This window comes from Nocardiopsis sp. NPDC055879 (assembly GCF_053615935.1).
In genome coordinates this window covers 86984-99843 of record NZ_JBSHCT010000003.1, presented here as the reverse complement: position 1 = coordinate 99843, position 12860 = coordinate 86984, and the positions used below count along the sequence as shown (strand labels likewise).

The 12860-nt window shown below is 69.8% G+C and carries 9 protein-coding genes; 1 reads left to right on the top strand and 8 read right to left on the bottom strand.

Features of this window, described 5'->3' with window-relative positions; all coding sequences use genetic code 11:
- Window positions 1–23: 23 nt before the first annotated feature.
- The 4 genes from ACWGKS_RS04470 to ACWGKS_RS04455 form a co-directional block, all read right to left on the bottom strand.
- A complete protein-coding gene (locus ACWGKS_RS04470; RefSeq protein ID WP_358513251.1) occupies window positions 24–1997 on the bottom strand; it encodes a serine hydrolase domain-containing protein in 1974 nt (657 codons plus the stop codon).
- Between the two features lie 123 nt (window positions 1998–2120).
- Window positions 2121–3074, bottom strand: a complete 954-nt coding sequence (locus tag ACWGKS_RS04465) for a CPBP family intramembrane glutamic endopeptidase (RefSeq protein ID WP_358513249.1) — start codon at window positions 3072–3074, stop codon at window positions 2121–2123.
- Between the two features lie 154 nt (window positions 3075–3228).
- The gene (locus tag ACWGKS_RS04460) at window positions 3229–5496 is read right to left on the bottom strand and encodes an ABC transporter permease (protein ID WP_358513247.1); all 2268 of its coding nucleotides are present in this window, start codon (window positions 5494–5496) and stop codon (window positions 3229–3231) included.
- Window positions 5496–6305 carry an ABC transporter ATP-binding protein gene (locus ACWGKS_RS04455; RefSeq protein ID WP_452521711.1) on the bottom strand — a complete coding sequence of 270 codons (810 nt, stop codon included), beginning with the start codon at window positions 6303–6305 and terminating at the stop codon, window positions 5496–5498. Before ACWGKS_RS04455 ends, ACWGKS_RS04460 begins: the two co-directional genes overlap by 1 nt.
- Before the next feature lie 219 nt (window positions 6306–6524).
- On the opposite strand from ACWGKS_RS04455, the gene ACWGKS_RS04450 reads away from it, so the two are divergent.
- Entirely contained in the window at window positions 6525–8264 is a 1740-nt protein-coding gene (locus tag ACWGKS_RS04450) for a sensor histidine kinase (protein ID WP_358513245.1), read from the top strand.
- 9 nt (window positions 8265–8273) lie between these two features.
- Here the strand turns inward: ACWGKS_RS04450 and ACWGKS_RS04445 are convergent, their stop codons facing one another.
- Genes ACWGKS_RS04445 through chvE form a run of 4 tightly spaced genes read right to left on the bottom strand, consistent with a single transcriptional unit; the run spans window position 8274 to window position 12814 of the window.
- Window positions 8274–8879, bottom strand: coding sequence for a response regulator transcription factor (locus ACWGKS_RS04445; RefSeq protein WP_358513243.1), 606 nt, complete (start codon window positions 8877–8879; stop codon window positions 8274–8276).
- A 37-nt stretch (window positions 8880–8916) separates the two neighbouring features.
- Window positions 8917–10113 (bottom strand): multiple monosaccharide ABC transporter permease, encoded by a 1197-nt coding sequence (gene mmsB, locus ACWGKS_RS04440; protein WP_358513283.1) that lies wholly within the window; start codon window positions 10111–10113, stop codon window positions 8917–8919.
- A gap of 35 nt (window positions 10114–10148) precedes the next feature.
- Window positions 10149–11726, bottom strand: a complete 1578-nt coding sequence (locus tag ACWGKS_RS04435; protein ID WP_358513241.1) for a sugar ABC transporter ATP-binding protein — start codon at window positions 11724–11726, stop codon at window positions 10149–10151.
- Entirely contained in the window at window positions 11723–12814 is a 1092-nt protein-coding gene (gene chvE, locus ACWGKS_RS04430; RefSeq protein WP_358513239.1) for a multiple monosaccharide ABC transporter substrate-binding protein, read from the bottom strand. Before chvE ends, ACWGKS_RS04435 begins: the two co-directional genes overlap by 4 nt.
- Window positions 12815–12860 lie beyond the last annotated feature (46 nt).

Genomic DNA, 12860 nt, shown 5'->3' with positions numbered 1-12860 from the left:
GACAGCGCTTCAAGGTGGCGGACTCAGTAGGAGATGTCGGGGACGAGCAGGTTGAAGGACACGGCGAACCAGGCACAGCCCGCCAGCGCGGCCAGGACCAGCACCCCGCCCGCGCACCGGAGCCACCCGGCCCGGCGACGCACATCGGCCAGGACCACCATCGCGGCGGGGACGACGCCGAGCACGCCCACCGCTTGAGCGACCTGGATCGCCCTCAACGTCAGCGGGGAGACGTCCCGCAGGTCCATGATCGTCATGATGGCCAGGACCCAGCCGGCGCAGGCGGCCATCGTCGCACCCACCGCGACCCGTGTGGCCGCACGCGCCAGGCGTCCGGTTCGGTCCCGCCCGGGCAGGGACAGGTGCCACCGTGTCAGCGCGCCGATCGACCAGGACAGCAGGGCCAGGACCAGTACTCCCACGGAGAGGAACAACACCGGCAGGGCTATCGTCGCCGACCGCTGCGGTTCGACGGGCAGCAGAGCGCCGGCCGGGCCGTGGCCGAGGGCCTCGACCTCGCCCTGTGCCACCCGGGCGGTCAGGATCCGCTGTCCTTCGACCTCGCGCCATACCCAGGGTTCGATCTCCTCGTAGGCGGTGGGACGCCCGGTCTCGGGGCCGGGGGAGACGAGGATGCTCAGGTCCATGCGAACCGTCACCTCGGTCTCCCGGAACACGTCGAGGGCCTTCAGGAAGGTGCTGGGCGTCGACCGCGAACCGTTGTAGGAACCCGCCACCGCGTGGGCGCGCCTCTCCGGGCCCTCGGAGACCTCGCCGCCGGCCGGTAGAGGCTCCTCCTGTTCCTGCTCGGGGAAGTAGCGGTCGGCGAAGCCGAACATGACGGCCTCGCGCAGTTGCAGAGTGGAGGTCTTCTCGTGCCCGCCGCTGTTGAGGCTGATGAAGATCCCGGTGTCGTCCTCCGGGTAGATCTGCATGTGGGTGTGGAAGAAGGACGTGTCCCCACCATGGCCGATGATCCGGTGCCCGTTTCGATCCTCCTCGAAGAAGCCCAGCGTCATCCGGGGACCCTCGGCCAGGCCTCCCAACGTGTCCTCGTCCAGGGCCGGGGCGTGCATGAGGTCGAGGGTCTCCGGTGACAGCACGGAGGGCCCGTCCTCGCCGCCCGCGTCCAGGTGGGCGAGCATGAAGCGGGCCATGTCGGTGGCCGTGGTGGACAGCGAGCCGGCGGGCGCACCCGCCACGATCTCGAAGTCCTGGGGTCTGCCGTCGTCGGTCGCGTAGCCGTGGGAGAGCGATAACGACGGGTCGTCGGGGAGCGGTTGCCTGGTGGTGGAGGAGTCCATTCCCAGTGGGGCGAGCACGTTCTCGTCGACGTACTCCTCGTAGGACACACCGCTGGTCCGTTCGACCACGTATCCGGCCAGGGCGTACCCGTAGTTGGAGTAGGCGGGGACGGTCCCGGGCTCGTAGACCTGTTCGGGAGGAGCGTCGGCGACGGCGGCGCGCAGGTCCGGTTCGGTCCCGTCGGGCAGGACCAGGGCCGCGATGACCTCCTCGTACCCGGCCGTGTGCGTGAGCAGGTGGCGCAGGGTGACGGGCTCGTCGAAGGAGGTGTTCAGGGTGAAGTCGACGTACTCGTTCACGTCGGTGTCCAGGTCGAGCTCACCGGCCTCGACCAGCCGCATCACCGCGGTGGCGGTGAAGGGTTTGGTGACCGATCCCGCCCGGAAGAGGTCCAGGTCGGGGTCGACCGGCGTGGTCACGATGTCGCCGGCCGCCGTCTCCTCGTACTCGTAGCCCACCCCGGTGTCGGAGTTGCCATAACCGCGGCTGGTGAGGATCTCGCCGTCGTGCACCACGCTCACGGCGGCGCCGGCGATGCCCTCCGTCTCCAACGCGGCGGGCACGAGCCCGTCGAGCCAGGCGTTGACGTCCGCCTCGGTCGGTTCACCGTCGGCGGCGGGACCGGTGACCGGGGGAGCGGGGGCGGTCGCGGGCATGGTGGCGCCGCAACCGGTGGTGAGGGCGATGACCACGCCGGCGATGGACGGGAGGAGAAAGGGCGACCGCCCCGCCCGTGAACATCCGGGGGCGGGGCGGGAGGCCGTGTCGCTGAAGATCAAAGAGGTCCTACTCGGGTTCTTTCGGGATCGAGGTCGTCAGGCCTGGACATTCTCCCCGGGCTTCCGGTCGCCCTGGGACGAGGCCGGATCATGCGGAGCCGGGTCCTGGACCGCGGGCACGTACCCGAGCCTGCCCTTGGTGGTGATGAGAAGAACGATGGAGGCCACACCGAAGGCCAGGAGCATGACGTGGGCGGCCGTGTCGCGGGCGTCGATCGAGGGGAACATGGGGCCGTAGGCCATCGACATGAAGTTGTTGACGCCGGCGTGCAGCAGGATGGCGACCGGCAGGCTCTCGCCGGTGCGGTTGAACACCCAGGTCATCACGATGCTGATGGCCACGCAGGAGACCGTGAACTCCAATGGGGAGAGCCAGGTGACCTCCTCCGGGTAGCCGGCCCACTGGGTGAGGAACAGCGGAAGGTGCCACACACCCCAGATCAGACCGAGGATGACGGTGCCCGGCAGTGGACCGAACATGGGCTGCATACGGGGCAGGGCGAAGTCACGCCAGCCCGGCTCCTCGGCGATACCGGTCGTCAGGAACTGCAGGATCAGGCCGGGCAGGAACATGACGAACAGCATGCTCGGCGGCGCCTGGATGCTTCCGCCGGAGAACACGAGGCTGCACACGATCAGTGCGGCCGGGACGCCGAGCAGGGCCAGCGCGTACCAGCGCAGACCGACCCGCCACCTGAACAGACGGCCCACCCACTTGCGGACCCCCTCCCGTCCATCGGCCACGGCTGTGACGAGGAAGGCGGAGAAGATCGGCCCGAGGTAGGCGCCGGGCAGCATCAACAGAAGCTGGCCCGTCATCATGTCGGTGCCCCCGATGTCCTCGATCCCCAGCCCGTGGTTGCCGACGATGTAGGGGACCCAGGCGACCCAGCTCAGGGTGATGCACAGGGTGAAGAAGCTCAGCAGCGGACGGCGCTTGATGAAGGCCCGCCAGGCGGGCAACCGCTCGGGGGGTTGTGGTGCGGTCATGGTCTCTCCTGTGACATGGATGGAAGGGTTCCGTCATCGGGGGATGAGGGGCGGGGCGCCCCGGGACGGAAAGTGGGGCGGGGCGCCCCTGGTATCGGGTCCGGTCATGGACCGGAGGGTGAGGGGGAGCACGGAGAGGTCGCGCGCGGCGGGCTCACCTGGGCCCGGTGAGGGCCTCGGTCGGCGGTGTGCGCAGCGCGATGCGCGCCGGAACGAGCATGGCGGCCAAGGTCACCAGGAGCGTGAACGCCATGATCCCCAGGCCCACGAGCGGCGGTACGTGAGGGATCAGGGTTCCGGCCATGATCGCGCTGAACGGCACGATCGCGATCAGCACGCCGATACCGCCCACCACGAGGGCCAGGCCACCGATGAAGAGCGCTTCCCACCGCAGCATGGCGAGCAGTTGGCGTCGGGTGGTGCCCACCACCCGCAGCAGCGCGAACTCGCGGAGACGCTCACCTGTCGCCATGACCAGGGTGTTGACCACCGCGATCGCAATGTAGGCGCTGATCACACCGAGCAGCAGGTAGTTGACCCAGGCGTTGAGCTCGCGTTCCGACCGCTGGGCGGTCAGACTCTCCTGCCGGTCACTGACGACCGCACCGGCCGAGGAGTCGGCCAGGTCCCGCACCGACGCCGTCTCGGGCCCGCTGAGGAGCACCTGGTGCGCCATCTGCCCCGTGGTGTGCTCACGGGCCAGGTCGAACGGCAACATCACCTCGCCGAAGCCCAGGCCACGGTCGTAGGTGGCCACCACCTCCAGCTCCACCTCGGTGCCGTCGCCCATCCACAGGGGCATCATGTCGCCGACACCCAGGTCTCCGGAGTCGGCGGTGAGTTCGCTCAACGCCACGGTGTCCCCGCTCAGGTCCGCCAGGGACCCGGAGCGCACACCGAGATCGAGATTGCGGTCCAGCCCTTCGACGGTGACGCCCTGCGCGGGGAGAGGAAGCAGCACCATCGGCGACTCCGGGATCTCCGCGGCCATCTCCGCCGGCACCATCGGGGAGTCCGAGACCCCCGAGGGCATCGGTGAGGAGGCGTTGGACAGCACCTGGGTGCGCACGACCTCGGTCACCGCGGGGTCGCCCGAAAGGCCCCGAGCCTGCTCGGCGACGGCGGGGTCCAACCCGGCGTCCCCTTCCGGGGGGAGCAGCACGTGTTCGGCGAGGGTGCCCGCGCTCACCTGTTCCTCCGCCGCGTGCGACTGCGTGGTCTCCACGAGGATCGTGGTGCCGGCGAAGGTCACCAACAGCATCAGCGGCGCGACCGCGCCGGCGCGACGTCGGGTGTTCGTTCGGGTGGCCGCGGCGGCCAGGTACCCGGATACGGGGGATATCCGGGCCGGGATCCAGCCGACCGACCGGTAGGCCCACCGGACGATGAGGGGACCGAACAGCGCGGCCGCGATCACCAGGATCAGCGAGGAGGCCGCGGGCGCCGAGGCGGCGGCCTGCCCGCCCATCTGGCCGATCATGACCAGGGGGACCAGGCCGAAGCCGGCCACGAGCGTTCCGGCGATGATGCGTCCGCGTCCGAGCTCGGGACGTTCCACGGCGGCCTCGCCCAGTGCCTCGACCGGCCGAATGAGGGTCGCCCGACGGGAGGCCGTCCAGCTCGCGAGCAGGGCGACGCCGACCCCGAGGAGGACGGCCGCGACCATCGGGATCGGGCCCACCGTCAGGGAGAAGCCGGGCGGAAGGAAGCCGTTCGCGGTGAGTTGATCGTGCAGCCGGTGCGCGAGGGCGACGCCGGGGGCCACCCCGAGGGCGCCGGCGATGGTGGCGGCCACCAGGATCTCGCCGAGGAGCAGAGAGCGTACCTGCCGGGGTGTGGCGCCGACGGCCCGCAGGAGCGCCAACTCCCGGTGCCGTTGCTGGATCAGGAGACCGAAGGTGCTCGCCACCACGAAGATCGAGATGAGCTGGGCGGTGCCGCCGGCGCTGCCGGCCAGGGCCAGGACCATGTTGCGGGCCTGCTCCTGCTCGGGGAACTCCGCGATGGCGCGGTCGTCCCCGGTGTAGGCGCGCAGCGTGTTCGGGGGCAGAACCTCGGCGACCCGCTCGCCCAGTTCCTCGGGGTCTGCGTCGCCGTGCACCCCGAGCGCGATACCCGAGTCCAGCCATTCGACGTCCGAGACGCCCGGCAGGGCTTGGACCCGCTCCACGGTCTCGTCGTCGACCCGGGCCCGCTCGGACAGTTCGAAGGCGTCCTCGGCCCCGGAGGGGCGCAGCGCGTCGGCGCCGGCCACCACGACCGGGGCCGCGGCGTAGCGCTCGGGTTCCTGGTCGCCGCGGACGCCGGTCTCCAACAGGATGCCGCAGGCGGTCGCCAGGGCCGAGGCGGCGAAGAGGATGAGGAAGGAGGCGGCGAAGCCGACGACGCGGCCGCGCAGCGTGGCGAGTGCGAGCCCGAACATCAGCTCTCCTCGGCCGACGCCATGCGTCGGGTGATGGTGTCGACGGTCGGGTGGGGAAGGATGTCCACGATTCGTCCGTCGACCAGGAACAGGACGACGTCGGCGTAGGAGGCGGCCACCGGGTCGTGGGTGACCATGACGACGGTCTGGTGCGTCTGGTCGACCACGCGGCGCAGCAGGGTCAGCACGTCCGTGGCGGTACGGCTGTCCAGTGCCCCGGTCGGTTCGTCGGCGAACACGACCTCGGGTCGGGCCACCAGCGCCCGGGCGAGCGCGACGCGTTGCTGTTGGCCGCCGGACAGCTGGGCGGGGCGGTGGTCGACCCGGTCGGTCAGGCCCACCCGATCGACCACCTCGCGCAGCCAGTCGGCGTCGGCGCGTTTGCCGGCCAGGCGCAGCGGCAGGGTGATGTTGCCCAGGACGTCCAGGGAGGACAGGAGGTTGAAGGCCTGGAACACGAAGCCGGCGCGCTCGCGGCGCAGTTCGGCGAGCTTGTCCTCGGACAGGCCGGACAGTTCCACGTCCCCGAGGTGGACGGTTCCGGAGCTGGGGGTGTCGAGCCCGGCCGCGCAGTGCAGGAAGGTGCTCTTGCCCGAGCCGGAGGGGCCCATCACGGCGGTGAACCCACCGACGGGCAGGTCGATCGAGACGTCGCGCAGGGCGTGCACGGCGCCGGTGCCCTGGCCGTGGACCTTGCTCACCCCGGACAGGCGTACGGCCCATGGGGGCTTTCCGGCCGGTTCCGCCCCGGGAGGACCGATGCGGCCGTGCTCCGAAGCGCCGACGTTCGGCACCTGTTCCGTACTCACCCGAAAACCCCGCTCTCTCGTTCATGGACGCGCGCACGGGTTCGCTCGGTATGCCGGAATCGACCGGAAAAGCGGGTCTCCGTGGCGCGGTGAAGAGAATTCCGTTTTCGCGGAGTGGTGCCCAGTGTCAGGCGCACCGATCGAGCATGCGTATTGCACGAATGGGAGCAATAGTGCGAAATGGGGCAACGTTGGCCCAGGGCGATAAAGTGACCCTCCGTGGCGATCCTCAGCATCACGCTCCTGGGCCTGGCCCTGCCCTCCTTCCTCGGCCAGCCGACCGTGGCGACCCTGCTGACGCTCGCGCTCCAGTTCGTGCACTGCCTGCCGCAGACCAAACGGATGCGCGGTCTGTGGACCCTCGCGGCCCAGGCGGTGTTGTTCCCCTGGAGCGAGCCGAAGGCCTTCCTGGCCGCCTCCGTGTTGCTGCTCGTCCCGGGGCGCGTGCGCTGGTTCCTCTTCGGGGCCGTGGCCGTCGCGGCGGGAGCGCTCTCGTACACCGACTTCTACGTGGGTGTGAGCGCCGCCGGGAACACCCTGATCCTGGGGTTGATCATCTTCGGCCTGACCCGACTCAACGACCTGTACGTCGAGTTGCACGCGGCTCGCAGGGAACTGGCCGCGGAGTCGGTGGCGGCCGAACGCGAACGGATCTCCCGTGACCTGGACACCGTCCTCGGCACGGCCTTGTCGAAGGTGGTCGGCCTGGTCGCGCGGAGAAACCCCCGGGAGATCCTCGACGTGACCCGTCGGGCGGGCGAACAGGTCCGACGCATCCCCACGACCTCACCGCGGGACGTGCCCCGCGCCGACATGACGCCCAGGCTCGCCCTGCCGATCATCCTCAGCGGACTGGCCATCTGGATGGCCGGAGCCGTGGCCTTCACGGTGGTCGACCCCGCCCCGGACACCATCATCGGCTGCGCCATCGCGTTGGCCGTCGTGGGCCTGTACGTCCATCACCTGCTGCCGCGAAAGGGGGGAGGGCGCCCCCGGTTCCTGGCCTTGACCCTGCCCCTACAGATGGGGCTGGCGCTCCTGCCCCTGATCCACGAAGAGTTCGACCTGGTCCACAGTCTGGTCAGCCTTGTGGTGGCCTCGGCACTGATCACCGTGGTCCACAGGGTGAGTCAGTGGGTCCTGGGCGCCGCCATCGTCCTGACCGAGTTCCTCGTACTCGTGTTGGTCAAACCCGATCCCGTCGGCGTCATCGCGGTCTCCTCGGTCGCCACCGTCTCCGTCGCGGTGATGTTCTACGGCCTGGCGTTGCTCACCAAACTCGTCGCCCAGGTGCACGAGACACGGCGGGCGCTCGCGGCGATCGCCGCGACCAAGGAACGTCGGCGCATCACGGCCGACGTCCACGACCTGCTCGGCTACGGTCTGGCCGCCATCACGGTCAAGGCCGAACTCGCCGCCCGCGACCCCGAACGGGCCGACACCGAGTTCCGGGACATCGAGAGGATGGCCCGGAACGCCCTCACCGACCTTCGGGCCATCCCCTACGAGGACCCCGAGATCTCACTGCACACCGAGGCCGCCTCGGCCCGTGAGACGCTCATCGCCGCGGACGTCGACGTGGAACTCGACATCGACACCGAACTGCTGGACGACCACGTCGACACCCTGCTGGCCACCGTGCTCCGCGAGGCCATCACCAACGTGCTGCGGCACAGCAAGGCCCACCGGGTCTCCATCCGGGCGACCACCACCCAGGACCAGGTGTGTCTGAGCGTGGTCAACGATGGAGTCCCACCCGACACCGGCGGTGCCCGCGGCGGCCCGCGGGTCGCGTCGTTCGGGGGGAGCGGCGTCACCAACCTCACGGCGCGGGTGACCGTGGCCGGCGGCGCCCTCGACGTCGGAGCCGTCGAGGGCGGCCGCTACCGACTCACCGTGACCCATCCCCTGCGTCAGAGGACGCGCACCGAGGACGAGCCGGCCTCGGCCCGGTCGTGACCCGAGAGCTCAGAGCCAGCCCGCCTCGGTCGCGATGCGCACCGCGTCCAAGCGGTTGCGGGCGTCGAGCTTGGTGACGATCGCCCCGAGGTAGTTGCGCACGGTCCCCCGGGCCAGGTGGAGCCGGGCGGCGATCTCCTTGAGCTCGTCCCCCTCCCCGGCCAGGCGCAGGACCTCCACCTCACGCTCCGTCAGGGGACTTTCCCGGGCCCCGATGGCCGCCACCGCGAGGTCGGGGTCCACGACCCGTTCCCCGGCCGCCACCCGCCGGATCGCCTGGGCCAGATCGGCCGAAGGCGCGTCCTTGAGCATGAACCCCGAGGCTCCGGCCGCCAGAGCCCGGCGTAGGACCTCGGGGCGTGCGAGCTGGGTGAGGATCAGGGTCCGGCAGCCGGGCAGTCGGTCCAGGAGGCGTGCGGCCGCGTCGACCCCGTCGATCCCCGGCATCTGCACGTCCAGGACGGCGACGTCGGGACGGTGTTCGAGCGCCGCGGGCAGCACGTCGCCGCCCGCGCACACGTCCGCGACCACCTCGATGTCGGGCTCCATGCCGATCAGCGCCCGCAACGCCCCCCGGATCATGTGCATGTCCTCGGCCAGGAGAACTCTGATCATGCCACTTCCTCACACCTCGCTCACGAACCCCGACATGCTATGGGTCCCGTGGAGGTTTGCGGTGCGACCGCAACTTCGGCATGATCGGCGCCGCGCCTCCGACGCGGCGCTTGTTGTAGATGTCGAAGGCCACGGCCAGCAACAACACCAGGCCCTTGATGAGCTGCTGCCAGTCCACGCCCAGCCCGATCAGCGACATCCCGTTGTTGAGCACGCCCATGACCAGGGCACCGATCACCGCGCCGACGACGCTGCCCACCCCACCGGCCGCGGAGGCACCGCCGATGAAGGCCGCCGCGATGGCGTCCAGCTCGAACATGGTGCCCGCGCCGGGGGTCGCGGCGTTCAGACGTCCGGTGAAGACCAGCCCGGCCAGCGCCGAGAGCACCCCCATGTTCACGAACACCCAGAACGTGGTCCGTTTGGTGCGGATCCCGGAGAGCGCGGCGGCCCGCTCGCTGCCGCCCACGGCGTACACGCGCCGACCCATGGTGGTGGAGCGCATCACGAACGCGTAGCCCACGATGAGCGCGATCAGCAGTACGCCCACCAGCGGAAGCCCGTTGTGCTCGGCCACCACGTAGGTGAACGCCATGATGGCGGCGACCACCAGCACCGACCCGGTGGCGGTGACCGCGACCGGAGCGACCGGCAGCTCCCGGGCGCGTGAACGGGCCCGCGAGCGCCACTGGATCCACACGATCACGGCGGCCCCGGCCAACCCGAGGAGGAGGGTGGGAAGGTGTGGTCCGTCGCTCCGCCCGGGCAGGAAACCGCTGGCGATCACCCGCAGCGATTGCGGCAACGGGGCGATGGACTCTCCGCCCAGCACCGCGAGCGTGGCGCCGCGGAACACCAGCATCCCTGCCAGGGTGACGATGAACGCCGGAACCCCCACGTAGGCGATCCAAAAGCCCTGCCAGGCGCCGATGAGCGCGCCGAGCAGCAGCGCGGCCGGTACCACCACGACGGTCGGCAGACCCCACGAGTTGAGCATGATCGCGGCCATCGCCCCGGTGAAGGCCACCACCGAGCCGACCGACAGGTCGATGTGTCCGGTGATGATCACCAGCATCATCCCGATCGCCAGGATCAGGATGTAGGAGTTCTGCATGATCAGGTTGGTGACGTTGAGCGGGGTGAGCAGCAGCCCACCGGTGAGGATCTGGAACAGGATGATGATGGCCACCAGGGCGATGGCCATCCCGTACTGGCGGGTGCGTCCCCGCAGCATCTCCCGCAGGCGGGGGAGTGAGGAGGTCGGTCGGTTCACTTCGTTTCCCCGGTTCGGGTCATGAGTCTCATCAGGGTCTCCTGGTCGGCGTCGGCCCCGGGCACCTCGCCGGTGATACGCCCCTCGCACATGGCGTAGACGCGGTCGCACATGCCGAGGAGCTCCGGCAGCTCCGAGGAGATGAGCAGCACACAGGCCCCCTCGGCCGCCAGGCGGCGCACGATCAGGTAGATCTCGTACTTGGCCCCGACGTCGATGCCGCGGGTGGGCTCGTCGAGGATCAGCAGTTCAGGTCGGGTGAACATCCACTTGCCCAGCACGACCTTTTGCTGGTTGCCGCCGCTGAGGGTGCGCACCGTCTGGTCGACCCCGCGGCTGCGCACCCGCATGCGTTCGCTCATCCGTTGGGCCTCCACCGTCTCCAGGCCCGGGTCGATGACGCCCCGGTGGGAGATCCGCCCGAGCGCGGCCATGGTGGTGTTGTGCCGGATGTCGTCGTCCAGGACCAGACCCAGGGACTTGCGGTCCTCGGGCACGTAGGCGACCCCCGCGGCGATCGCGTCGGCGACGTCGCCCATGCGCAGTTCCTCGCCGTCCCGCAGCAGGGAACCTCGGACGTAGCGGCCATAGGAGCGCCCGAACAGGTTCATGGCGAACTCGGTGCGCCCGGCTCCCATCAGTCCGGCCAGTCCCACGACCTCACCGGTCCCGATGTCGAGGTCCGCCCCGTCCACGATGCGCCGTCCGGCCTGGGTGGGGTGGTCCACGGTCCAGTCGCGCACCTCGAAGCGGACCGGGCCGACGGCGCCCTCAGCCGGTGGGTAGCGCTGGTCCAGGTCGCGGCCGACCATGCCGCGGATGACACGGTCCTCGTCGACCGATGGCCGCCCCTGGGCGTCGCGTTCCACCGTCAGGGTCTCCACGGTGCGGCCATCGCGCAGGATGGTGACCTCGTCGCTGACCCGCATCACCTCACCGAGCTTGTGCGAGATCAGCACGCAGGCCACGCCCTGCTCGCGCAGGTCCGACAGCAGCTCCAGCAGGCGGTCGCTCTCGGCCTCGTTGAGCGCGGAGGTCGGCTCGTCCAGCACCAGCAGCCGCACCCGTTTGGCCAGGGCCTTGGCGATCTCCACCAACTGTTGGGCACCGATGCTCAGCGCGGAGACGGGCAGGGCGGGGTTCTCGTCCAGGCCCACGCGCAACAGCAGTTCACGGGCGCGGGCGTGGGTGGCGCCCCAGTCGATGACGCCGAACCGGGTCTCCTCATGGCCCAACAGGACGTTCTCGCTGATGGAGAGTTGGGGGATCAGCGCCAGTTCCTGATGGATGATGGCGATCCCGGCGCGTTCGGCGGCGACCACGTCGGAGAACGCCCGCTGCTCGCCGTCGATCTCCACCGACCCGGTGTAGGAACCGGCCGGGTGCACCCCGCTGAGCACCTTCATCAACGTGGACTTGCCCGCCCCGTTCTCACCCATCAGCGCGTGGACGCTGCCGGGGGCCACCTCCAGGGAGACCCCGTCCAGGGCCCGTACCCCGGGGAACTCCTTGCGGATGTCGCTCATCCGCAGCAGGGGCCCCGGGGAGTCGGGAATGGTGTAAGCGGTGCTCATTCGAGCTCGGACTCCTCGTAGTAGCCGCCCTCGACCAGGACCTCGTGGTAGTTGTCCAGGTCCACCGAGACCGGTTCCAGCAGGAAGGACGGAACGACCTGGACCCCGTTGTCGTAGGACTCGGTGTCGTTGACCGGCACCTCCTCGTCGTTGAGAAGGGCCTCGGTCATGTCCACGGTCTGGGAGGCCAGGGCGCGGGTGTCCTTGAAGACCGTCTGGGTCTGCTCCCCGGCGACGATGGAGCGCACCGACGACAGGTCGGCGTCCTGACCCGTGATGACGGGAAGCGGTTGCTCCTCGGTGCCGTAGCCCACCGCGCGCAGGGACTCGATCACCCCCAGGCTGATGCCGTCGAAGGGCGACAGGACCGCGTGCACCTCCTCGTCGGAGTAGTTGGCGCTGAGCAGGTTGTCCATGCGGGACTGGGCGATGGAACCGTCCCAGCGGGTGGTGGCGATCTGCTCCATGGAGGTCTGGCCGCTCAGGACCTCCAGCGTGCCGTCGTCGATGTGGGGTTGCAGGACCGACATCGCGCCGTCGTTGAAGAAGTAGGCGTTGTTGTCGTCGGGGGAGCCGCCGAACAGCTCGATGTTGAACGGGCCGTCCTCGTTCTCCAGGTCCAGGGTGTCGACGATGTACTGCCCCTGGAGGACGCCGACCTCGAAGTTGTCGAAGGTGGCGTAGTAGTCGACGTGCTCGCTGCCCATGATGAGCCGGTCGTAGGCGATCACCGGGATGTCGCCGTCGGCGGCCATGTCGAGGACGTCGCCCAGGGCCTCACCATCGATGGAGGCGATGACCAGGGCGTCCACGCCTCGGGTGATCATGTTCTCGATCTGGGCGACCTGGTCCTCGACGATGTCCTCGGCGTACTGCAGGTCGGTTCCGTAGCCGCGGTCCTCGAACTCGGCGACCATGTTGTCGCCGTCGTCGATCCAGCGTTCGGAGGATTGGGTGGGCATGGCGATGCCGATGACGCCGTTCTCACCGTCGGGGCGGGCGGCGTCGCCCACACCGTTGCAGGCGGTCAGTAGCAGTGCGACGCCGGAGAGGGAGGCGGCGACGGACAGGAGTGATGGTCGGGGCATCGGGGCCTTCTTCCGTACTCGGTTGGGGTGGGTCGACCCTGACCGG